18 protein-coding genes are annotated in these 23,092 nt (G+C 69.3%); 1 reads left to right on the forward strand and 17 read right to left on the reverse strand.

What is annotated here, in order from left to right; translation table 11 throughout:
* Positions 1–50 precede the first annotated feature (50 nt).
* The 4 genes from ACFWUR_RS23960 to ACFWUR_RS23975 form a co-directional block, all read right to left on the reverse strand.
* A complete protein-coding gene (locus tag ACFWUR_RS23960; RefSeq protein ID WP_378909725.1) occupies positions 51–806 on the reverse strand; it encodes a cell division protein SepF in 756 nt (251 codons plus the stop codon).
* 107 nt (positions 807–913) lie between these two features.
* Positions 914–1,651, reverse strand: coding sequence for a YggS family pyridoxal phosphate-dependent enzyme (locus tag ACFWUR_RS23965; protein WP_378909726.1), 738 nt, complete (start codon positions 1,649–1,651; stop codon positions 914–916).
* A gap of 49 nt (positions 1,652–1,700) precedes the next feature.
* Entirely contained in the window at positions 1,701–2,432 is a 732-nt protein-coding gene (gene pgeF / locus ACFWUR_RS23970) for a peptidoglycan editing factor PgeF (protein ID WP_378909728.1), read from the reverse strand.
* Positions 2,433–2,506: 74 nt separating this feature from the next.
* Entirely contained in the window at positions 2,507–5,269 is a 2,763-nt protein-coding gene (locus ACFWUR_RS23975) for a LuxR C-terminal-related transcriptional regulator (RefSeq protein WP_378909730.1), read from the reverse strand.
* A 178-nt stretch (positions 5,270–5,447) separates the two neighbouring features.
* Between ACFWUR_RS23975 and ACFWUR_RS23980 the strand changes: the two genes are divergently transcribed.
* Positions 5,448–5,993: a hypothetical protein gene (locus ACFWUR_RS23980; RefSeq protein ID WP_378909732.1), complete on the forward strand. Its 546-nt coding sequence runs from the start codon at positions 5,448–5,450 to the stop codon at positions 5,991–5,993.
* A 66-nt stretch (positions 5,994–6,059) separates the two neighbouring features.
* On the opposite strand, the gene ftsZ is transcribed toward ACFWUR_RS23980, so the two are convergent.
* The 13 genes from ftsZ to mraZ form a co-directional block, all read right to left on the reverse strand.
* Positions 6,060–7,319, reverse strand: a complete 1,260-nt coding sequence (ftsZ, locus tag ACFWUR_RS23985; protein WP_378909734.1) for a cell division protein FtsZ — start codon at positions 7,317–7,319, stop codon at positions 6,060–6,062.
* Between the two features lie 160 nt (positions 7,320–7,479).
* Complete coding sequence (locus tag ACFWUR_RS23990) at positions 7,480–8,157, reverse strand: cell division protein FtsQ/DivIB (RefSeq protein ID WP_378909807.1); 678 nt, start codon at positions 8,155–8,157, stop codon at positions 7,480–7,482.
* Positions 8,158–8,165: 8 nt separating this feature from the next.
* Positions 8,166–9,608, reverse strand: a complete 1,443-nt coding sequence (murC, locus tag ACFWUR_RS23995; protein ID WP_378909808.1) for a UDP-N-acetylmuramate--L-alanine ligase — start codon at positions 9,606–9,608, stop codon at positions 8,166–8,168.
* A 92-nt stretch (positions 9,609–9,700) separates the two neighbouring features.
* Positions 9,701–10,816 carry an undecaprenyldiphospho-muramoylpentapeptide beta-N-acetylglucosaminyltransferase gene (murG, locus tag ACFWUR_RS24000; RefSeq protein WP_378909735.1) on the reverse strand — a complete coding sequence of 372 codons (1,116 nt, stop codon included), beginning with the start codon at positions 10,814–10,816 and terminating at the stop codon, positions 9,701–9,703.
* Between the two features lie 49 nt (positions 10,817–10,865).
* Positions 10,866–12,359 carry a putative lipid II flippase FtsW gene (ftsW, locus tag ACFWUR_RS24005; protein ID WP_378909737.1) on the reverse strand — a complete coding sequence of 498 codons (1,494 nt, stop codon included), beginning with the start codon at positions 12,357–12,359 and terminating at the stop codon, positions 10,866–10,868.
* Positions 12,360–12,404: 45 nt separating this feature from the next.
* A complete protein-coding gene (gene murD / locus ACFWUR_RS24010) occupies positions 12,405–13,841 on the reverse strand; it encodes a UDP-N-acetylmuramoyl-L-alanine--D-glutamate ligase (RefSeq protein ID WP_378909810.1) in 1,437 nt (478 codons plus the stop codon).
* 50 nt (positions 13,842–13,891) lie between these two features.
* A complete protein-coding gene (gene mraY / locus ACFWUR_RS24015; RefSeq protein WP_378909739.1) occupies positions 13,892–14,968 on the reverse strand; it encodes a phospho-N-acetylmuramoyl-pentapeptide-transferase in 1,077 nt (358 codons plus the stop codon).
* Complete coding sequence (gene murF / locus ACFWUR_RS24020; RefSeq protein WP_378909740.1) at positions 14,965–16,458, reverse strand: UDP-N-acetylmuramoyl-tripeptide--D-alanyl-D-alanine ligase; 1,494 nt, start codon at positions 16,456–16,458, stop codon at positions 14,965–14,967. The genes mraY and murF overlap by 4 nt, the downstream gene beginning before the upstream one ends.
* Positions 16,455–18,077, reverse strand: a complete 1,623-nt coding sequence (locus tag ACFWUR_RS24025; protein ID WP_378909741.1) for a UDP-N-acetylmuramoyl-L-alanyl-D-glutamate--2,6-diaminopimelate ligase — start codon at positions 18,075–18,077, stop codon at positions 16,455–16,457. Before ACFWUR_RS24025 ends, murF begins: the two co-directional genes overlap by 4 nt.
* 135 nt (positions 18,078–18,212) lie before the next feature.
* Positions 18,213–20,090, reverse strand: coding sequence for a peptidoglycan D,D-transpeptidase FtsI family protein (locus ACFWUR_RS24030; protein WP_378909742.1), 1,878 nt, complete (start codon positions 20,088–20,090; stop codon positions 18,213–18,215).
* Positions 20,087–21,100: a hypothetical protein gene (locus tag ACFWUR_RS24035; RefSeq protein WP_378909743.1), complete on the reverse strand. Its 1,014-nt coding sequence runs from the start codon at positions 21,098–21,100 to the stop codon at positions 20,087–20,089. The genes ACFWUR_RS24030 and ACFWUR_RS24035 overlap by 4 nt, the downstream gene beginning before the upstream one ends.
* Positions 21,097–22,095, reverse strand: coding sequence for a 16S rRNA (cytosine(1402)-N(4))-methyltransferase RsmH (rsmH, locus tag ACFWUR_RS24040; protein WP_378909744.1), 999 nt, complete (start codon positions 22,093–22,095; stop codon positions 21,097–21,099). The genes ACFWUR_RS24035 and rsmH overlap by 4 nt, the downstream gene beginning before the upstream one ends.
* A gap of 195 nt (positions 22,096–22,290) precedes the next feature.
* Positions 22,291–22,722, reverse strand: coding sequence for a division/cell wall cluster transcriptional repressor MraZ (mraZ, locus tag ACFWUR_RS24045; protein WP_378909811.1), 432 nt, complete (start codon positions 22,720–22,722; stop codon positions 22,291–22,293).
* Positions 22,723–23,092 lie beyond the last annotated feature (370 nt).

A 23,092-nucleotide genomic window follows, 5' to 3' on the forward strand; every position in this document is an offset into this window, starting at 1 on the left:
CCGCGCCGCGCAACGCGCGGGCGGCCATCTCGGTATCGGGTCCGCGGTCTCTATTTCTGGTTGTAGAAGCCGTTTTCGGCGATACGGCGGCGTTCTTCCGCCGATACGTCGACATCGGCCGGTGAGAGCAGGAACACCTTTGTCGCCACCTTGTCGAACGAACCACGCAGCGCGAAAGCCAGGCCGGCCGCGAAATCGACCAGCCTTTTCGCGTCGGCATTGCTCAGGTCGACCAGGTCCATGATGACCGGATTCCCTTCGCGGAATCGTTCACCGATGATCCTGGCCTCGCCGTAGTCGCGCGGACGCAGCGTGGTGATCTTGGACAAGGGACCTCCGTCCTCGAAGATCCCGGGACGCCGCGCGGGCGCGGGCTCGGGGCGCATGCGCTCCTCCAGCCTGCGCTCTTCGGCGTCGGGATCGACCGCGAGCGCACCACGAGTGGAGCCACGCATACCGGGTGCGACACCGCCTGCCCGGAAGGACCGGCCCGACGACGGCGCCGTTTCGATCCTGGTGGGGCGACGCGGCGTCTCGTAGCGATCGTCGGCGTAGGTGTCGGCGACATAGTCGTCACGACGCGCCTGGTAGGCCGACTTGTAAGCCGGCTGTGGGAAGTCGTCGGCCTCGTCCTCGAAACGGTCGGAGCCGTAACGGTCTTCGGCATAACGGTCGTAGCTGCGCGGGCGGACGCGGCCCACGCGCTCCTCGGCACCGCGAGGGGCATGATCGTCGACGTAGTCGTCTTCGTACTCATCGAGCGGAACCATGCCGAAGTACGCCTTGAACTTATGCAGGGTACTCATCTGGTCGACCTTCCTTCGGCCCCGGTGGCGGCCGGGTGTTGAAGTTCTTGCTCAGCGCCTCTTCGGCCCAATCGTATGTGTCGAATGTGACTGGTGAGGTTTCTTTGCTACGCCGAGGTTATCGGTCGGGCGCCCATCAAGGCAGTTCCGACACGCACACACGTCGAACCGTGTTCGACCGCAATCTCCAAATCACCCGACATACCTGCGGAAAGCTCGGTGGCTCCGGCGTGTTGCGCTAGCAGCGAAGTGTGCAATGTCGCAAGATTCGCAAACGACACATCAGTCGGTGTGTCAAGGGGCGGAATCGCCATCAGACCGGCCAGATGCAGGCCGGGCGCCTTCGCTACCAGGTCGGCGAGAGCGAGTAGATCGGCCGGTGCGACACCCCCGCGTCCGGGGTCGGCATCGAGGCTCACCTGCAGCAGCACGCGCAGCGGCGCGATACGCTCGCCGGCTGCCAGTGCGTCCTGCGCCGCACGGTCAAGGGCGTTTGCCAGGCGTTCGCTGTCGAGCGAGGCTACGGTGTGCGCCCAGCGCGCCACCGCGCGTGCCTTGTTGCGTTGTAAACGGCCGATCATGTGCCATTCGACGTCGTCGTAAGCGAGCTGGTCGACCTTCGCGGAGGCTTCCTGCTCGCGGGACTCACCGAATTCGCGTCGGCCGAGGGCGTGCAGGATCGCGACATCGGCGGCGGGGAAGAATTTCGTCACCGGCAGCAGGCTGACCGAGCCTGCCGGGCGTCGCGCGGATTCGACAGCGGCGTCGATGCGCGCGAGCAGGCCGTCGAGCCGGCCGGCGAGTTCGGCGGTGCGGGCGGTCGTCGCCGCTGGTTCCGCGGTCATCCGTGCGCTCCGGTGGTCGCGCGGGCCGGTTCGGGGGTGGCTTCGCTGCTCATACGGCGGGGTCCATCCAGATCACGCCGGCTATCCGGCCGGTCGGGGCGCCGCGGCGATGGCTGAACAGGGTTTTGTCCTCGATGGTGCAGCGGGGATCGACCGCGATTCCGCCGACTCCCGCCTCGGTGAGCTGCCTGCGGATGCCGGCTCGCAGGTCCAGACCTGGGGTCTTGCGGACGGTTGTGGTCGCGCTGCCGGGCAGGTGGGCCTCGACGTCGGCGCGCATGGACGCCGGCACCTCGTACTGTCGCCCGGAGGCGGCCGGGCCGAGGAACGCGCCGATGCGGTCGACGCGGGCCCCGACCGACACCATCGCCTCGAGAACGCGCGGCACGATGCCGATCCTGGCGCCGATGCGACCCGCGTGGACCGCGGCGATGACGCCCGCCTCGTCGTCGGAGAGCAGGATCGGCACGCAGTCGGCGGTGAGCACCACCAGCGCCAGTCCCGGCACCGTGGTGACCAGCGCGTCGGTCACCGGCACCGGTTCGGCGCGCGGTCCGTCGACGATCTCGACGGTGCGCCCGTGCACCTGCTCCATCCACACCAACCGGTCCGGGGTGAGCCCGATACCTTCGGCCAACCGAATCCTGTTGCGGCGCACAGCTTCCGGATCGTCACCGACGTGGTCACCCAGGTTGAACGACTCGTAGGGCGGGGCGGAGAAGCCACCGGCGCGGGTGGTGGTCACCCGGCGAACGGTCACGGTAGGAGGTGCGGAAGTCATGTGTTCGAGCGTAGTGCCGCCGGAAGGTCGCGCGGTCCACGCCCGGGGTGACGTCGGTCAACCCCGGTACCCGGTCAGGGGGAAGATGCGGCGGCGTCGAGCTCGCCGAGCTTGCGGGCGATGCCCGCGCGGCCGGTGAGGCCCAGCTTTCGCAGGACTCGGCCGAGATGGTCTTCGACGGTGCGTGGGCTGAGGTAGAGGTGCTCGGCGATGGCTTTGTTCGTGTGACCGTGGGCTGCCAGGTCGGCGACCTCGCGTTCGCGTCGGGTCAGGGCAGCGGGGACGCCGACCTTCTGGGCGCCCGCGAGTCTGCGCTGAGCGATGATCACCTCGTCGATCAGGCGGGTGGCGCCGGTCACCGAGAACGTCGCCCGCGCGGCGGCGAACCGGCTGGTCGCGTGGCCGAAATCGCCGCGACGGCCCGCGATGACACCAGCGAACAACTCGGCCTGCGCCCGATTCACCGTCATCCCCGCACGCGCGAACGCCGCGACCGCCACCTCGGCGGCGGCGGCAGCGACGGCCACGTCGCCCGTGGCCGCGGCGTAGTCGGCCCGTGCCAGCGCGGCCGCACCCACCTGGCTGCCGAGTCCGACGGCAGCCGCCACGGATTCGTCGTCCATGGCCGCCCGCTCGCCTGTGCGTTCGGCGGGGCCGAGGGTCGTCGCCGCGGCGGCGCTCTCGGCGCGGGCGATCAGCTCGGCCGCGGCGGGGAGGTCGCCGGTGGCGATCGCGGCGTGGGCGGCTCTGGCGAGATGGGTGGCGGTGAGTGGGCCGGGACGCAGTTCCCGGGGTGGGGGTACGGCCGCGGGAAGCGACAGCGTTCGGGCGGTTTCGGCGAGGGCTGTTTCCACTACCTGGCGCCACCAGCGCATGGTGGGGCGCGGTAGGGCCGCGACGGTGTGCCACTGGGCGGTGACCACGTCGGGTGGGGCGGTCGATTGGAGGGTGCGCAGTTTCAGCGCGCCGACGAAAGAGAGCAGGTCGGGGTAGTGGAAGGTGGTCGCGGCGTCGGTGGCTTCGTCGGCGGCGGCGACGGCGTCGTGCAGGCGGCCCAGTTTCGCCAGGGAGTACGCGCGCACCGTATGCAGTTCGGCCAGGGCGTAGGTGCGCCCGAAGCGGCGGCTCACCGCGATCGCGCGGTCCAGGTGGTGCAGGCCTTTCGCGTCACGGTCGAGAAAGTACGCGCACCAGCCGAAGGCGGGGGCGGCGTGCACCACTTCGCGCAGTGCGGTGTCGGTGAGCTGGTCGAAGGCGCGATCACAGGGGCTGTAGAGCGAGGCGGCCTCGGCGATCCGCGCCTCGGCGAGCAAGCCGAGGCAACGCAGGGCGCTCGCGGCGGCACGCACGGCCGGGTCGTCGACGGCGTCGGAGTCGAACAGGGCGGTGAGGCGGGCGCGGCCTTCGACGTCTTGATGGTCTTGCATTTCCAGGATCGCCAGTTCCAACTGCACCGGTCCGTCACCGGGCCGTCGGGGTAGGTGCGCGGCGGTGGCCAGCAGTGTTCTCGCCCGACCTATGTGGCCGAGCATTCGCAGGCACCGGGCCGACAGCAGCAGCGCCTCCAACTGATGGCGACCCTCGGTAGCTGCGGCTGCTTCGAGGGTCTCCCCCGCCTGCGCTGCCGCACCGGACAGCAGCTGCGCCCGGCCCAGTGCCAGGGCGTCGGCGAGTGGGTCGGCGGTCACGGGGGCGATGCGCGTGGCGGCCGAGAGCCACCGTGCGCTGGCTGCCGGTGCGTCGGCGAGTACCTGCTCGGCGGCCGAACGCAGTTCCGCGCCCGCGATCTCGTCCGCACCGAGTAGGGCGTGTTCGAGATGGCGTGCACGCGAGGGCATCGGCGCATCGCGCGCGCGTAGCTCGATGGCCGCACGGCGATGGGCCATGGCTCGCCAACCGTGACCACCAAGGCGGTAGGCGGCGGTGCGAATCAGCGGATGGGCGAACGCCACCGCCCCGTCGCGCACGCTCACCACGGCACGCCCGACCAGCTGGTCCACCGCCGCGACCACCACGGCGTTCGTGAGAGCAGCCGTCGCGCAGACCAAGTCGAGGTCGGGCGGCAGGCCGCACACGGCGATGGCCTGTGCGACGAGCCGCTCGGTTTCCGGCAATTGGGCCAGCTCCGCGCGAATCGTCCGATCCAGTGCCGCGAAGTCGTCGGAGGCGGGGTCGGGCTCGTCGCCGTGCAGAGCCCGGTCCAATTCCCGGTCGGGGAGATCGGCGAGCAGCGTCAGATAGAGCGGATTGCCGTGGGAGGCAGTGAACAATCTGGCCCGCCGGCGCGGGTCCTCCCCCTGCAGCAGACCGTCGACATCGACTTCGGTGAACGGCGGAACCCGCACCTGCACGGTCCGCACCTGCGGCGCACGCAGCGATCGAGCGATCGACGGCGGGCAACCGCCGTCGCGGAACGCCAGCAACAGCCGGAATCCCCGCGCGGGCCGATTTCGGATCAGCGATGTCAGCAGCCGCAACGATTCCGGGTCGGCCCACTGTGCGTCGTCGACGACGAGCAGGGTCTCGGTCGCGCCGAGCGCACGCCGCACTCGGCGAACAACGGCCGTATCGTCCTGCGAATCCGCCGTGCCCGCGCACTCGCCCACCTGCTCGACGATGTCGTCGGCGAGGTAGTGCGGCTGCGAGCGGACGTCTTCCACTCCGGTGACCACCACGACCCGGCAGCGGGCCGTGGCGACGAACTCGGTGATCAAGCGGGACTTGCCGATTCCGGCGGGGCCGTCGACCAGCAGCAACCAGGGCGCGTCGGGGCCGGCGAAGGTCGTGGCCAGCGCGGCTAGTTCGGTGGCGCGGCCGATGAATGCGCGTTCGAACATGACACTCCGTACCTCACTGGCGATATCGGCCGCAGACGGCCGGATCGAAGCATAACGGTGCTCCCGACCCGGAATTACCGTGGTTTCCCGGATGCTCGGCGGGGCGGGGTGAGGTTGGGTGATCGAGGCCTACACCGCCGAAGGGTCCGCGGTGAGGTTCTGCAGAAAGAAGGTTCGCATGACGTTCACCGGCAAGGGAATGGTTTCGCGGTTCTCGCTCGCACTGCTGGCGGTCACGGCGCTCGGTGCCGCGGGTTGCTCGGCCGTGGACAAGGTCTCCGAGGTGGCCAAGGACGCGAGCAAGTCCGACACCGCCCGCTCGAAGGTCGGTGAGTGCATCAACGTGATCTCGGCGTCGATGATCGACTCCAAGACCGAGCCCGTCCCGTGCTCAGCCGAGAATGCCGTCTACCAGGTCGTCCAGGTGCACGACAAGAAGGTCGAGTGCCACGAGGACTACACCTCCTACGAGGAGACCTTCGGCAGCGGCGGGACCGTCGCGTTCCTCTGTCTCGCCCCGAATTTCACGGAGGGCAGCTGCTACAACGAGGGCATGATGACCGGCTACAAGTTCGTGCCGTGCACCGCCTCCGACGCCAGCTTCAAGGTTGTCAGTCGCGTCGACGGCCAGGTCGACGAGCAGCTGTGTGGCGAGGACGCCGACCAGGTGCTCGTGGTCAATGATCCGAAGATCACCTACTGCCTCGGCAGCGCCGAAGGCTGAGCCACCGCACCACGCGAAAGCGCCCGAACTCGACAGGAGTTCGGGCGCTTTCGTCTGTGTGAACGCTTATCGACGCATGAAGTCCGGGACGTTGATCTCGTCGTCGTCGTCGCCTTCGCGAACTTCCGGGTTGTTGACACGGTTCATGGCCGCCTCGGTGACCCGCTGACGCTCCGACTCCCGGTACCGCTCGGTGTCGCGGTAGTTCGGCGCCGCGGCCCGACCACTGGACACCCCGGCTGTGGCGGGCTCGGTGGGACGCGACGGCGCCTCCGACGGACGTCCCTGGCCGATCTCGCCCGCGCGGCCGGAACCGATCGGGTTCGTCCCGGTCCGGCTCGGCGTGGCCGACCTCGGCTCGGTATCGCGCCGCGACGGACCACCACCGTCGAATCCCGCGGCGATGACGGTGACTCGCACCTCGTCGCCGAGCGAATCGTCGATGACCGTACCGAAGATGATGTTGGCCTCGATGTGGGCCGCCTCCTGCACCAGCGAGGCCGCCTCGTTGATCTCGAACAGGCCCAGATCGGAGCCGCCCGCGATCGAGAGCAGCACGCCGTGCGCGCCGTCCATGGAGGCTTCGAGCAGCGGCGAGTTGATCGCCGTCTCGGCGGCCTTCACCGAACGACCCTCACCGCGCGCCGAGCCGATGCCCATGAGTGCCGAACCGGCACCGGACATCACGCTCTTGACGTCGGCGAAGTCGACGTTGATCAAGCCCGGGGTGGTGATCAGGTCGGTAATACCCTGAACACCGTTGAGCAGCACCTCATCCGCGGAGCGGAAGGCGTCCATGAGACTCACCGCCGCGTCGCCCAGCTGCAGCAGCCGGTCGTTCGGAATGACGATGAGGGTGTCGCACGACTCGCGAAGCTGGTTGATCCCTACTTCGGCCTGGTTCCCGCGCCGCTTGCCCTCGAAAGAGAACGGCCGGGTGACGACTCCTATAGTCAGAGCGCCTAATTTGCGGGCGATGCTGGCGACGACGGGAGCGCCACCGGTACCGGTGCCACCACCCTCGCCCGCCGTGACGAAGACCATGTCGGCGCCCTTGAGCACCTCTTCGATCTCGTCCTTGTGGTCTTCTGCGGCCTTGCGGCCGACTTCCGGATCGGCTCCGGCACCGAGGCCGCGGGTGAGTTCGCGACCGACATCGAGTTTGACGTCGGCGTCACTCATCAGCAGGGCTTGCGCGTCGGTATTGACCGCGATGAACTCGACTCCCTTGAGTCCCTGTTCGATCATTCGGTTGACGGCGTTCACGCCGCCGCCGCCGATACCGACGACCTTGATCACTGCAAGGTAGTTGTGCGGGGGCGTCATGGGCTCTCGCCTTCCTTCGATCTTAAACCCTCAACCTCAACCATAGGGTTGGCGTTATGTCAAGTATCCGACTGCTGCGGAACGCTATTCGCAGCCACTGCGATCTCGACGCAGGCGCGCCGAGACGAGAGCCAGAATCTTGTGCCACAAAGAATGTCGCTCACTTTACCGTGACCAGATTCGGACTCGAAACGTCGAACACGGTCCCCTCACGGGTCAGGAGCGGCAACACGACGGCGGCTTTGCGCTCGCCGTCGCCCGTACCGCCCCACACTACCTTCCTGCCATCGCGAAGGTTCAGCGAGACGTCCGAATTCGACCGCGCGACAACCTCACCCACCTGCACCGACAGGGCGGGCGGCAGGGTGACCAGCACATCCACCGCCGCCCTCGCCGCCGCGGGCCCGGTGAACGAGCCCTCGGTGAGCAGTTTGGGTACCCCGATGGGCGGCTCGGGTTCGATCGCGAATTCGACGCTCTCGGCATCGATCAGGTGAGCGCCGTCCGGGGCTTCGAAGTACACCACCGGTGTTCGCTCCACGACGGTGACCAGCACCGTCGAGGGGAATTTACGCTGCACCCGGACCGAGCGCACCTTCGGAATCGCGGCGACGCGCTGGGCGATCGCGGTGGTATCGATGCGCAACATCGAACGGCCGTCCGGAATCTCGAGCCGACCGCGCACCTCGACCTCCGGCACCGCCGACAACCCGTCGACGCGCACGGTGCGCACCGACAGCGCCGGAGTGAACCAGGCCAGTACCACCAGCAGGCTCACCACGACCACCCCGACCACCGTCCAGAGACGGTAGCCGTGCCACCCGCGCGCGGCGGGCATCGGCAATCTCACCGGCTGCCCTGCTGCGGTCTGGCCCGCAGGCCGTCCAGGATCTGGCTACCCAGCATCGTCACATCGCCCGCGCCCATGGTGATCACCACGTCACCGTCACGGGCCAGCCCGGCGACCTGCTTACCCACCTTGGACATATCCGGTTGATAGTGCACGGGTTTGGTCACCGACTGCGCGACCAGCGCCCCGTTGACGCCGGGCAGCGGGTCCTCGCGGGCGCCGTAGACGTCGAGCACGACCACTTCGTCGGCCAGGCTCAGCGCGGTGCCGAACTCGGACGCGAAAGTGGCCGTGCGGCTGTACAGATGCGGCTGGAACACCACGATCACCTGGCCGCGACGGGTGCGGGCACCGTCGCGCGCCTCCTGGGACACGAGCTGCGCGGCCGCCTCGAGCACGGCGCGGACCTCGGTGGGGTGGTGCGCGTAATCGTCGAACACGCGCACCCCGTTCTCCCGGCCGGTGAACTGGAACCGGCGATGCACGCCGCCGAACCCCTCCAGACCCTGCACGATCTCGTCGATGTCGGCGCCCGCGGCGCGGGCGGCCAGCAGTGCGGCCAGCGCGTTGAGCGCCATGTGCCTGCCCGGCACCGACAACCGCAACGAGCGCGGAGTGGTTTCGCCGTCGAGCACGAACTCGACGATGCCCCCGACGTCACGCGGTTGCCAGTCGAGCAAGCGCGCGCCGACGGGCACGGGGGTATCGGCCAGCTCGCCGGAGCCGTAGCCGAGGACCTCGATCCCGCGCTCGGCCATGCGCGGTGCGACCCGCCGGGCGAATGCGAGCGAACCGGGATCGTCGAGGCACACCACCAGCAGGCCACCGGGAGCGAGCCGATCGGCGAAGTCGTCGAAGACCTGGATGTAGGCCTCGTCGGTGCCGAAATAGTCGAGGTGGTCGGATTCGATGTTGGTGACCACGGCGACGTCGGGGTCGTATTGCAGCAGTGAGCCGTCGGACTCGTCGGCCTCGGCGACGAAGATGTCGCCGCTGCCGTGGTGGGCGTTGGTGCCCGCCTCGTTGAGCTCGCCGCCGACCGCGAACGACGGATTGGCGCCGCAGTGCTGCAGCGTGACGATCAGCATCGAGGTGGTCGAGGTCTTGCCGTGGGTGCCCGAGACCAGCAGCGTCTTGTGCCCGCGCATCAGCGCGGCGAGCACGGTCGGGCGCATCAGCACGGGGATATCGCGCCGATTCGCTTCGACCAGCTCCGGATTGGTCTTCGGAATGGCGGCATAGGTGGTGACGACCACGGTCGGGCCGCCGGGCAGCAGGTCGAGTGCGTCGGCGGCGTGGCCGATCCGCACCTCGGCGCCGCGGGCCCGCAGCGACAGCACACCACGGCTCTCGCGGGCATCGGAACCGGAGACCTTGCCCCCACGCGACAGCAGGATGCGCGCGATCCCGGACATACCCGCGCCGCCGATGCCGACCATGTGCACACGCTCGAGTTCGGGTGGCAGGGCTGCCCCCGTCGACTCCCCGATCTCGCCCGCGACCGGGGCGGCGCGCGGCTGTTCCGGCTCGCTCATCGGGCGACCTCGGTGACGATCCTGGCCACCGTGTCGGCAGCGTCGCGATGGCCTGCGCCTGCGGCGGCGCGGCTCATCTGCGCGAGTCGTGCGGGGTCGAGCAACAGCGGAATCACCTCATCGATCACGTATTTCGGGGTCAGCTCGGCGTCGGCCACAATTGTGCCACCACCTTGCGCGACCACTGGTCGGGCGTTGAATTCCTGCTCGCCGTTGCCGTGCGGCAACGGCACGTAGAAGGCGGGTAGTCCCACCGCCGACACCTCGGCCACGGTCATCGCGCCGGAACGGCACACCACCGCGTCGGCGGCGGCATAGGCCAGGTCCATCCGCGACAGATACGGCACGGCCACATACGGCGCGGGCGCCTGCGCGGTACTCACCTCGACGCTGTTCTTGGGGCCGTGCGCGTGCAGCACCGAGACCCCGGCGGCCGCGAGTTGCGGTGCGGCACCGGAGACTGCCTCGTTGAGACTGCGCGCACCCTGCGAACCACCGAACACCAGCAGCACCGGTCCCTCGGCGGGCAGCCCGAAATGCGCGCGCGCCTGTGCCCGCAGGGCGGGGCGGTCGAGCTCGGTGATGGACGCGCGCACCGGAATACCGACGACCTGCGCTCCCGCCAACCCCGAATCCGGCACGGCGGCGAGCACTTTCGCCGCGAGTTTCGCACCGACCTTGTTGGCGATACCGGCCTTCGCGTTGGCCTCGTGCACGATCACCGGCACCTTGCGCTTGCGGCCCCACAGCCCGCCACGAGCGGCCAGGTAGGCGGGCAGAGCGACATAGCCGCCGAATCCGATGATCACATCGGCCTGCACGTCGTCGATCACCGCCCTGGTCGCCTTGACCGAGGCGAGCACCCGGCCGGGCAGTCGCAGCAGGTCGGCGGAGGGCTTGCGCGGCAACGGCACCGGGGGGATCAACTCGAGCGGATACCCACGTTCGGGCACCAGTTTCGTCTCGAGTCCACGCTCGGTACCCAAGGCGGTCACCCGGATCGAGTCGTCGAGTCTGCGCAGCGCGTCGGCGACAGCCAGCGCGGGTTCGATGTGGCCTGCGGTTCCCCCGCCTGCGACGATCACCGACAACCCGGATCGCGGGTTACTCACCTGGATCTACCTCGTTCTCTCTGTATCGAAACTCGTGCGGGGCTGCGTGTCACGCGCCGCCTCCGCCGCCGGTCCGCCGTTTCGCCGGCCGGTGCGGCATCGGATAGGTCGGCTCCCATGCTCTTGTCGACCGTAGCGAACTCGTGCCGCGGCTCTCCGGCGCGCGTCGCCTGCGGTCGGCGGGCGGTTGGCGGCGGGGCGGCTGACGTGGGCGTTCGGTTCTGGGGCGTGGTGCGGCTTTTCGTGGCGCCGGCGGGGTGTACACCTCGGGGACGGGTAGTCGCAGGAGCCTGCTGAGCCGGCCGTCCTGGCCCGCCTTCAACGCCGAGACCGCCTCCGGCTCGTGCCGGGCGGCACTGGCGATGATGCCGAACATGAACAGCGTGATCGCCAGCGACGAACCACCGGCCGAGACCAGTGGCAACTGCAGACCGGTCACCGGCAGCAGCCCGACGACGTAGCCGATGTTGATCAGCGCCTGCGCGGTGATCCAGGTAGTGGCGGTGGCGGTGAGCAGGCGCAGGAACGGGTCGACCGAGCGCAGCGCGATGCGGATACCCGCGTAGACGAACAGGGCCAGCAGGGCCAGCACCAGCATGCAGCCCAGGAAACCGAGTTCCTCGCCGATGATGGCGAAGATGAAGTCGTTGTGCGAGTTGGGCAGATAGCTCCACTTCGCGCGGCTCTGCCCGAGACCACGGCCCCAGATCCCGCCGTCGGCGAGGGAGTACTTGGCCTGACGCGCTTGATAATTGGCACCCTGCGGGTCGTCACCGGGATTGAAGAAGGCGCGCACCCGGTCGGAGCGGTATCCGGCCGACAGCGCCAGCACCGACGCGGCGACGATGCCCGACACCATGATCGCGACGAACAAGCGCACCGGCAGGCCGCCGAACCACAACAGCGCCATCAGCACGATGCCGAGCGCGATGGTGGTCGACAGGTTCGGCTCGAGCACTACCAGCAGACACACCAGCAGGCCTGCGGGCACGAGCGGCACCAGGATGTCCTTGAGCTGGGCGCCCCGCCGCGAGGCGAGCAGGTGCGCGCCCCACACGACCAGGGTCACCTTGACCACTTCGGACGGCTGGATCGACAGCGGTCCGATGTCGAACCAGCGCCGCGCGCCACCGTGGGCCGAGCCGATGCCGGGGATGAGCACCAGCATCAGCGCGAGCACCGAAATGCTGAAGATCGGGAACGACCACTGCCGCAACACCCGCAGCGGCAGCCGCAGGGCCACATAGAAGCCGATCGCGCCGAGACCGGCGAACATGGCCTGCTGGATGAACAGCGAGTAGGCCGAGCCGCCGCCGGCGTAGGCCTCGACGCTCGACGCCGACAGCACCATCACCAGACCGAGCACCGTGAGCAGGGTCGCGATGGTGACGATCAGATGGAACGACGCGAGCGGGCGGGCCAACCACGCGCCGAAGCGCTCGCCCGCCCAATTCGGTTGCCCCGTACCGCGCCGGGTCGCGCCCGCACCGGCCTGGCTCTTACCGACCCGGCTGCTGTCCACGCTGCCCCGGCTCTTACCCACGCTGCCCCCTTTCGGGCGATGACGGGTCGGCCGGGCGCGCCTTCGTCACAGTGCCCGCCCGATGTCACCATCTTCCAGTGCCGTCACCGCATCCACGAAACAGCGTCCGCGATGGGTGTAGTCGTCGTACATGTCCAGGGAAGCGCCCGCCGGCGCGAGCAGGACGGTGTCTCCGGCGCCGGCCAGGCCCGCCGCGGCGCGCACCGCGCGGCCCATGACCGCCTCGGCTCGCTGGGATCTCGACGACTCCATGTCTGCATCGTCTCCCGCATCCAGCTCGATGACCGGGACTTCGGGTGCGTGTCGCGCCATTGCGGCGGCGATCACGGGCGCGTCGGCACCGAAGAGCACCGCGCCGACGAGCCGGTCACCGACTTCTTCGATCAGGTCGTCCACGCTCGCGCCCTTGAGCAGACCGCCTGCCACCCACACCACCTGCGGGTGCGCCATGATCGCGGCGCGCGCGGCGTGCGGGTTGGTGGCCTTGGAGTCGTCGATGAACTCGACACCGCAGAGTTCGCGCACGAACGCGGTGCGGTGCGGACCCACCTTGTGTTCGGCGAGGCCCTCTTTGACGAACTGCGGCGCCACATCGATGGCCCTGGTCAGCGCGGCCGCGGCCAACGCGTCGGCGATGCCGGCGGGGCCGGGCGGACTGATGTCGCCGGTCTCGGCGAGGATCGCGGCCTTGGTGAAGGCGCGATCGAGGAGCTTGCCGTCGACCACACCCAGTTCACCGTCGGCGGGAACACCGATCCGGAAGCCGACCGTGCGCCGCGCCTTGGCCTTGCGGGCCAGTGCGCCCGCGACCGGGTCGTCGAGGCCGACGACGCCCACGCGCCCGGTCAGCGCGCGTGCCTTCGCGGCGGCGTAGGCATCGAGGCCACCGTGCCAATCCAAATGATCCTCGGCGACGTTGAGCACGACACCGGCCTCTGGTCGCACCGACGGCGCCCAGTGCAGCTGGAACGAGGACAACTCGACGGCGAGCACCTGCGGTCCGGGGTTGCGGCGCAGTGCGTCCAGGATCGGCAGCCCGATATTGCCGCAGGCCACGCTGGAGATACCGGCGGCGCGCAGGATCGAGTGCGTCATCTGGGTGGTGGTGGTCTTGCCGTTGGTGCCGGTGATCACCAGCCATTTACGGACCGGGCCGTAGATGCGAGCCTGATCGACCCACCAGGCGAATTCGACGTCGCCCCAGACGGGCACGCCCTCGGTGACGGCCGAGACCAGCACCGGCGAATCCGGTCGCCAGCCCGGGCTGGTGATCACCAGCGCGAAACGGCTCAGGTCGGCGCTTTCGAGTTCGACGCTGGTGGCGATCTCGAGGCCGAGTTCGGCGGCCTCGGCGAGTGCCTTGGCGCCGTTGTCGGTGACCACCGGGTGCGCGCCGATGTCGCGCAGTGGTTCGATCAGCGAGCGTCCAGAGACGCCCCAACCGGCGACGAGTACGTCGCGACCACGCAGGAATTCGAGCATCGGGCCCGGCGAACGCAGGGCGCGGGGCGAGTGTTCGACCATGTCTCTACTCACCCGACCTGTGACAGATATTCGCTGTAGAACAGGCCGAGGCCCACCGCGGCGGAGATGCCCGCCAGAATCCAGAACCGGATGATCACCGTGGTTTCGGCCCACTTACTCAACTCGAAGTGATGGTGGAACGGCGCCATCTTGAACAACCGATTGCGCGTGGTGCGGTACACCGCCACCTGCAGCATCACCGATGCCGCCTCGGCCACGAACAGCGCGCCGATCACGGCCATCAGCAGCTCGGTGCGGGTGGTGATCGACAGACCCGCGATCAGGCCGCCCAGTGCCAGCGAACCGGTGTCGCCCATGAAGATGCGCGCGGGCGCGGCATTCCACCACAGGAATCCGATGCACGCGGCGGCCGCGGCGGCGCAGACCAGCGCCAGATCCAGGGGGTCGCGCACGTTGTAGCACCCGGCCTCGGGGCTGGTGGAGCAGGAATTGCGGTACTGCCAGAAGGTGATGATCACGTACGCGCCGAGCAGCAGGCTCATCGAACCGGCCGCGAGACCGTCGAGGCCGTCGGTCAGGTTGACCGCGTTGGACCAGGCCACGACCAAGAACAGCACCCAGACCACGAAGATGACCGCACCCATCGACACCGTGCTCCAGTCACGCACGTACGACAGGTGCTTGCTGGCCGGAGCCAGCCCGTCGGGACTACGGAACTGCAGCGCCAGCACCGCGAAGATCACCGCGGCGGCCGTCTGCCCGATGTACTTGCCCGCGGCCGAGAGACCGAGATTGCGCTGCTTGCGCAGCTTGATGAAATCGTCGAGGAACCCGACGATGCCCAATGCGGTGGTGAGCCCGAGCACGAGCAGGCCCGACGCCGTCGGGCCTTCCGCGTCGTAGCCGATTCCGATCAGGTGCGAGCCGAGGTAGCCCGCCCACATGCCGATCAGGATCGCGACACCACCCATGGTCGGGGTGCCGCGCTTGGCCTGGTGGCTGGCCGGGCCGTCGACCCGGATCTCCTGGCCGAAGCCTTGTTTGGCGAAGACCCGGATCAGCAACGGCGTCAACAGGATCGACACCGCCAGTGCGATCCCCGCCGCGAACAGAATCTGCCTCATCGAGCTGAACTACCTTCCGCTGCCCCGGTCAGGTGCTCGGCGACGGCCCACAGGCCCACCGCCTTCGACGCCTTGACCAGTACCACATCGCCTGCGGCGATCTCGTCGTCGAGCAGCGCGATCGCCGCGTCGATATCGGGAACGAGGATCGATTCCTCGCCCCATGAGCCTTCCATCACCGCTCCCTGGTGCATGCCGTGGGAGGGCCGTCCGGTGCCGACCACGATCAATCGGTCGACATCGAGGCGCACGGCCAGTCGTCCGATCGCGTCGTGTTCGATCACCGAGGTGTCGCCGAGTTCGCCCATCTCGCCGAGCACGGCCCAGCTGCGCCGGGCTTGCGGGCTCGACTTCGCGAGGGTGACCAGCGCTTTGAGCGCCGCGCGCACCGAGTCGGGGTTGGCGTTGTAGGAGTCGTTGATGACGGTGACGCCCGCGGGCGTGGTGGTCACGTCCATCCGGCGGACCGAGGCCGCGGTGGCGCCGGACAGCGCCGCGGCGACGGTCGCCAGATCGGCACCGCATTCGAGAGCGACGGCCGCGGCGGCCAGTGCGTTGCCGACCTGGTGTTCGCCGTGCACCGCGAGCCGCACCGGAATCGATTCGCCGCCGACGTGCAGGGTGAAGCGCGCACGGGCCTGATCGTCGGTGATCACGTCGGTGGCGCGGATGTCGGCGTCGCCGGACAGGCCGACCTTCACCACGCGTGCCTTCGTGCGCGACGCCATGGCCGAGACATTCGGATCGTCGGCGTTGAGCACCGCTAGTCCCTCGGCGGGCAGTGCTTCGACGAGTTCGCCCTTGGCTTGCGCGATCGCTTCGCGGCTGCCGAATTCACCGAGGTGGGCGGTGCCGACATTGAGCACGACTCCGATGCGGGGCGGCGCGATGCGGGCCAGTTCCGCGATGTGTCCACGACCGCGCGCGGACAGTTCCAGGGCGAGGAACTTGGTGTCGATACCCGCGCGCAGGGCGGTCCACGGGTGACCGAGTTCGTTGTTGAACGAGCCGGGCGGCGCGACCACCGCACCCAGCGGCGCCAGCACCGCCGCGAGGAGGTCTTTGGTCGAGGTCTTGCCGGAGGACCCGGTGACGCCGACGACGGTGAGCCCGGTGCGCTCGGCCAGCCGCTCGGTGCTCACCCGGGCCAGTTCGGCCAGCGCCGCCAGCACGGCGGCACCGGAACCGTCACCGTCGGCGGTGAGCGCGACCGAGGACGCGGGAACCGAGCCGAGATCGGGGGCCACGACGATCGCGGGCACGCCGACCGGGCGGGCCGCGAGCACCGCGACCGCACCGGCGGCGACCGCGGTGGCCGCGTAGTCGTGTCCATCGGAGTTGGCGCCGGGCAACGCGAGGAACAGATCGCCGGAACCGATTCGGCGCGAATCGAATTCGACCGAACCGGTCACCAGTGCCTGGGGGTCGGGTACGTCGTGCAGCTCGCCGCCGACGACGTCCGCGATCTCCCGCAGTGTCATCTCGATCATGAAACCGTCAAGTCCTCCGAGTCCGTGTGCGGACTGTGTCGTATCCGCAGGGCATCCAGCGCCGCCGCGACCACCTCGCGGTCGTCGAAGGGATGCTTGACGCCCTTGATCTCCTGCCCCACCTCGTGGCCCTTGCCCGCGACGAGAACCACGTCGCCGGCACGCGCCCAGTCCAGTGCTGCGGCGATGGCCGCCGCGCGGTCACCGATCTCGCGGATCTCGCCGCGGTCGGTGGCCGGGAGTTCGTGCGCGCCGGCCACCATGGCCGACCTGATGGCCGCGGGGTCCTCGGTGCGTGGGTTGTCGTCGGTGACGATCACCAGGTCGGCCCCGCGCGCCGCCGCGGCACCCATGAGCGGGCGTTTGGCCACGTCCCGGTCGCCCCCGGCGCCGAGCACGACGGCCAGCCTGCCGACGCCCGCTTCGGTGAGGTGGCCGCGCAGGGTCGTCACCACCGATTCGATGGCGGCGGGCTTGTGCGCGTAGTCGACGACGGCGAGGAAGTCCTGGCCGCGCTCGACGCGCTGCATCCGGCCGGGCACGTCGACGACGGCCAGCGCGGGAGCGGCGACAGTGGGGTCGACTCCGGCCGCGGCGCAGACGGCGACCGCCAGCAGCGCGTTGGCGACGTTGTAGCGGCCGGGCAGTCGCAGGCGCACCGTCAGCTCGCCGTCGGGCCCGGCGGCGGTGAACTCCTGTTCGCCGCCGGTGGTCTTGATGTCGCCGCTGACCTGCCAGGTCGCGGCGCGAGCTGCGGCGCCGTCGAGCACGGTCGCGCCGGTCGTCGACACGGTGATCGGGTCGACCAGATCACCGGCCAGGCGGGTGCCCCATTCGTCGTCGACGCAGATCACCGTGGTGCGCGCGGCGATCGGCGAATCCGCGTCGAACAGCCGACGTTTCGCGGCGAAGTAGTCCTCGAAGTCCTTGTGGAAGTCGAGGTGGTCCTGGGACAGGTTGGTGAACGCCCCGACCGCGAAGCGCACGCCGTCGACCCGGCCCAGTGCCAGCGCGTGGCTCGACACCTCCATCACCACCGCGTCGACTCCCTGCTCGACCATCGCGGCGAACATCGCGTGCAGCTGCGGTGCCTCGGGCGTGGTGAGCGCGCTCGGCACCCGCTGCCCGCCGATCCGCGTTTCGATGGTGCCGATCAGCCCGGTGGACAGACCGGCCGCCACCAGACCCGCTTCCACCAGATACGAGGTGGTGGTCTTGCCGGAGGTGCCGGTGATGCCGACGATGCGCAGTCGATCGCTGGGGTGGCCGTAGATCTCGGCCGAGAGTTCGCCGAGCACCGCGCGGGGCTGCTCGCGCACCAGCACGGGGACCGCGACATCACCGATCAGCCCGGCGCCCGCGGCATCGGTGAGCACCGCGACCGCGCCGTTGGCGATCGCGTCGGCGGCGAATCGGGCGCCGTGCGCGTTCGCGCCGGGGAGCGCGACGAACAGGTCACCGGCGCGCACCGCGTTGGATCGTTGCTCGATGCCGGTGACCGTCACCTCGGCGGACGCCGGGGTCGTCGTCGTGGCACCGGTGAGGTCCGCTACGGCCTGCAGCGACGTCGACGGCGGAGTGGTTGGCCGGAGCGCGTGCGGGCTGGACTGCGCGGGCACAAGGCTCCTCTCTGAGAGTGATCGAGCGCGTAGGCAAGACGAGCAGTCAGGTTACCGACGCGCGGAGTCGGACGGACAACGTGGGTTGAGTTTCAGGTCGTTCTCGGCCCGCCCGCCAACCGCGGCACCGAGCCGCTACGACGCGGCCTGCAGCACCAGCCGCTTGGGCTCCGGCGACGGCGGCACCCGGTCGCGCTGCAACGCCCAGGAGGCGATGCTGTGGAACAGCGGTGCGGCCGAGCCGCCGCCGGTGCCGTCGGAGCTGCGGACCGGCGCGTCGAGCATCATGCCGATCACATAGCGGGGGTTGTCGGCGGGCGCCATTCCGGCGAAGGTGCTGTAGAACTCCGAGGTCGAATAGCACCGGCACGCGGGATCGACCTTCTGCGCGGTGCCGGTCTTGCCCGCCACCTGGTATCCCTCGATCGAGGCGGGAACGCCGGTACCCATCTGCACACCCATCGGGTCCTTCTGCACGGTCGCCTGGAACAGCTCGCGCAGCGTGTGCGCGGTCTGCGGGCTCACCACGCGCACGCCGTCGGGCTGCAGTTCCTCGGTGCGGGTGCCGTCGGGAGCCACCTTGGCCTTGACGATGCGCGGCGGGATCCGCAGGCCGTCGTTGGCGATGGCCTGGTACATGGCGGTCATCTGCAGGGTGGTCATCGAAAGTCCCTGGCCGATGGGCAGATTCGCGAAGGAACCGCCGGACCACTGGTCGCGGGCCGGTACCTGGCCGCTGCTCTCGCCGGGCAGGCCGACGCCGGTGCGCTGACCGAGCCCGAACCGGGTGATCATATCGGCGAACCGGTCCTCCCCCACTCGCTGCGCGAGCATGAGAGTGCCGACGTTGGAGGACTTTCCGAAGATGCCGGTCGTCGTATAGGGCGCCACGTCGTGTTGCCACGCGTCGTTGACGGTGACGCCCGACATGCGGATCGACCCGGGCACCTGCAGCACCTCGTCGGGGGTGGTCACGCCGTATTCGATGGCGGCCGCCGCGGTGACGATCTTGTTGACCGAGCCGGGTTCGAACGGCTCGGCGACCGAGGGGTTGCCCATCTTGCCCGAGGCCCAATGATTGGGGCCGAGCGCGGGATTGAAGGTGCCGTCGTTGGCCATCGCCAGCACCTGGCCGGTCTTGGCATCGAGTACCACCGCCGATGCCGAGGACGCGCCGGACACCTGCTTGGCCTGTTGCACCTGCTGCTGCACGTAGTACTGCAGATCCGCGTCCAGGGTCAGCTCGACGCCGAAGCCGTTCACCGCGGGTTGCAGGTCGCGGTAGCTGCCGGGGATCACCGCGCCGTCGGAACCCTGGTCGTAGGTGCGCGAACCGTCGGTACCCGACAGCACCGAATCCAAGGCCGACTCCAAACCCACCTGGCCGTGCCGGTCCCCGCCGATCGCGCCGACGACATTGGCGGCCAGCGAGCCGCCGGGATACTCGCGCAGGTCCTGCCGTTCGGCACCGACCTCCGGGAATTTGGCGGTGACCTCGGCGGCGACCCGCGGATCGACATTCTTGGCCAGGTAGTGGAACTTCTTGTCGCTGCGCAGTTTGTCGAGCAGTTCCTGCTCGGTGGGTGCGCCGAGCTTGTCGTGGATGAACTTCGCGATGTCGTTCAGCCGCTGTTCGGGGTCGGGGGCGCTGTCGTCGAGCTTCTTGGCTTCGGCCAATTGCTCACGCACCGTAACCGGCTGGAAGGTCAGGGCTTTCACGGTGAGCGTGAACGCGAGCTGATTGCCGTACCGGTCGGTGATCGGGCCGCGCACGGCCGCCTCGGTGGCCTTGATGGTGCGCTGCGAGGCCGCCTGTGCCGACAGCGCGGGCGCCGCGATGCTCTGGATGTAGAGCAGTTGCAACGCGACCACGGCCAGGGTGGCCAGCAGCGTGACCCGGCCGACGCCGAGGCGAAGGCGGATCGGCCGGTCGGGCGAGAGCGAGCCGGAGCGGCGGGCCCTCGACGAGACCGGCCCGCGTCGCTGGTGCGACGCGGGCCCGCTCTGCTTCATCGGGGACCGACCTGCGATTCGACCATCTGAGGCTGTTCACTCGGCGGTCCGGCCGCGGGGGCTCGTAGTTCCGGAGCCGGTGCGGTGGCCTCCGGGGCGGGTAACGGGGCTTGGGCGGGCACCGACCCCTCGGCCACGACATCCGATGCGAGCGGCGGGGTGTCGGCCGAGGCCAGCAGGTTCCCCTGACCAGCGACGTCGACCCGATCGGGCACGGTCTCCGGGGCGAGCGGAGCCGCAACACCGCCCTCGGCCGGAGGGACTGCGCTGGTCACCGGAGCGGGCACGGCCGCTTCGCCCGGGGCCGGAGCGGCCGCGGGCAGCGGCGCGACGGCCTGCGGCGGATTCGCGGTGGGAGCCGGTGATGCCAGCACACTCGCCGGAGCGCTGGTGGGTGTGGGGGCGTTGGGCGCGACCCGGCCGGGGGCAGCCGCACCCGGCTGCACCGGCACCACGCGCTCACCCTGTGCCTGGGCGTGGCCTGGCACCGGAGTGTTCGGGGTGGTGGTCGGCGGACCGTTCAGCGGCGGCACCGGCGCGCCCTGCGCGGGCGTCGGGTCACCGATCACGGTCACCTCGCCGTCGGGGCCGATCAGCAGCCGGGCCGGGTCCTTGGCGGGGATCATGCCGAGTTCGCGTGCACGGGAGGCCAATTCGGGAGCGGAGTCGGCGGCGGCGACCTCGCGCTGCAGCGCGGCCCGCTCGTCGTGGAGCTTGCGGTTGACCGCCCTGGCGTCACCGAGCTGGTAGCTGTCCTCGGCGGCGCGGGTGGTGAGCAACAGGGTCAGGGCAAGGCCGCAGCCGAGCAGACCGATGATCGCGGTGACGAACGGGATCCGCCCCGCCATCGTCGAGGACGGCTCGGGCAGTTCGATGCCGTCGAGCAGCTGTTCCCTGGTGCGCTTGCGGGCGTAGGCCCGCTGTGCCGCACCGGACTTGACTCGTTCGGCCGCCTCCACGCGCCGGGCCGTCTTGCTCGGCACCGCGACTGTGCTCGTCCGCACGCTCATCGTGTCCCCTCCTGTGTCCTCCCTGACCTCTCCGCGATTCGTTCGGCCGCGCGCATCCGCACCGGCGCGGATCGCGGATTGACCTCGATCTCGGACTCGGTCGCTTTTTCCGCTCCACGGGTCAGCATCCGGAATTCCGGTCCCATGCCGGGCAGTTCGACCGGCAGGTCCATCGGGGACCGGGACACGATCCGTGGCGCGAACTCGTGTTTGACCAGCCGATCTTCGAGCGACTGGTACGACATGACGCAGATCCGTCCGCCCACACGCAATGAATCCAGGGCCGCGGGCAATGCCGCCCGCAGCGAGTCGAGCTCGCCGTTGACCTCCACCCGCAGCGCCTGGAACGAGCGCTTGGCCGGATGTCCGCCGGTGCGGCGCGCCGCGGCCGGGATGGTCGCGTAGAGCACCTCGACGAGTTCGGCGCTGGTGGTGAACGGCTTCACCACTCGCCTGCGCAGCACCTCCGAGGCGATCTTGCCCGCGAACCGTTCGTCGCCATAGGTTTTCAGCACCCGGGCCAGGTCGCCGTGGCTGTAGGTGTTGAGCACGTCGGCGGCGGTGATGCCGGTGGTCGGGTCCATCCGCATGTCCAGCGGTGCGTCGACGGAGTAGGCGAAGCCGCGCTCGGCCTCGTCGAGCTGCATCGAGGACACCCCGAGATCCATCAGAATCGCTGAGACGGAACCGGTTTCGCCCAGGCCCGCCGCGGCCAGCGCCGCGGGGATGCCGTCGTAGCGGGTGTGTACCAGTGTGATCCGGTCGGCGTAGGGCGCCAGTCGCTCACCCGCCATGCGCAACGCGGTGGTGTCGCGGTCGAGACCCACCAGGCGCGCTTGCGGGTAGGTGCGCAGGAAATGCTCTGCGTGGCCGCCGAGTCCGAGGGTCGCGTCGATGTAGACGGCGCCCGGTTCGCTCAGCGCGGGGCCGAGCAGATCGTCGGCGCGCTCGAGCAGGACCGGCACATGACGGGGGTTCTCGGCGTCATGGTTCACCTCGACCTCCCGGGATACTGCCTCGCGTCGCAGACGGGTCGCCTTGCCACACAGTGCTTTTCGAATGAGTGCTTGTCGAACGAGTTGGTGCGAATGCTTCGAGGTCTCTGACCGGTGCACGGCACCTGGCGTCGGGGAAGTACGTCAGGGTCCACGCCCGGGCAGAGGCCTCGCAGCACTCGCGTGCTCGCCAGGTCAGAAGATTCCGCCCAGCGACTCGTCTCCGGCTTGCGCGTAATCCTCCTCGTGTTCTTCGAGGTAGGTCTCCCACGCCTGCTTGTCCCATATTTCGAGGAAGTCGACCGAACCGATCACCACGCAATCTCGCGCGAGGTTCGCATAGCGCCGATGGTCGGGCGACAGCGTGATCCGGCCCTGTGCGTCCGGACGTTGCTCGTCGGTACCTGCCGCCAGCGCTCGAACGAAAGCCCTTGCCTGCGGGTTACTTCGAGACGCCGACGCGGCTCGCCGCGCGAGCGCGGTGAACTCGTCTTTGGGATACACGGCCAGGCTGTGGTCTTGGCCTTTCGTGACCATCAACCCTCCCGCCAGCTCGTCTCGAAATTTCGCAGGCAACGTCAGCCGCCCTTTGTCGTCCAGTCGAGGGGTGTAGGTACCGAGGAACATCTCGGCCACCTCCCTACTGGATTCACCTCGCCGTACGGCCTCTCCTGTAGTGCGCGACCCACATTACCCCACTTTCCCCCACTTTCAATCGAAACCCTGAGTGATCCTGCTCCCCGCCAACACAATTCCGCAGGTCATCCCAGCTATCACTGAGATTCGCGGTTATCCCGTGTTCGGACAACTCGCGCGGGTCGGCAACCCCTGGTTCCGACAACGTTCAGCAAACATCCCAGGTGCGCCGTCGGCCGAGTGCTCGAGTGGGGCGGGTGTGGGGAGTGGTGGGGAAGGTGGGGGAACCGCCCTGCCAGGGCAGTTCCCCAGGGGCGGGTCGGCCGGACGCACAAAGGCGGCGCCACACCCATGGTGCTGG

This window comes from Nocardia sp. NPDC058633 (assembly GCF_042717045.1).
GTDB lineage: Bacteria > Actinomycetota > Actinomycetes > Mycobacteriales > Mycobacteriaceae > Nocardia.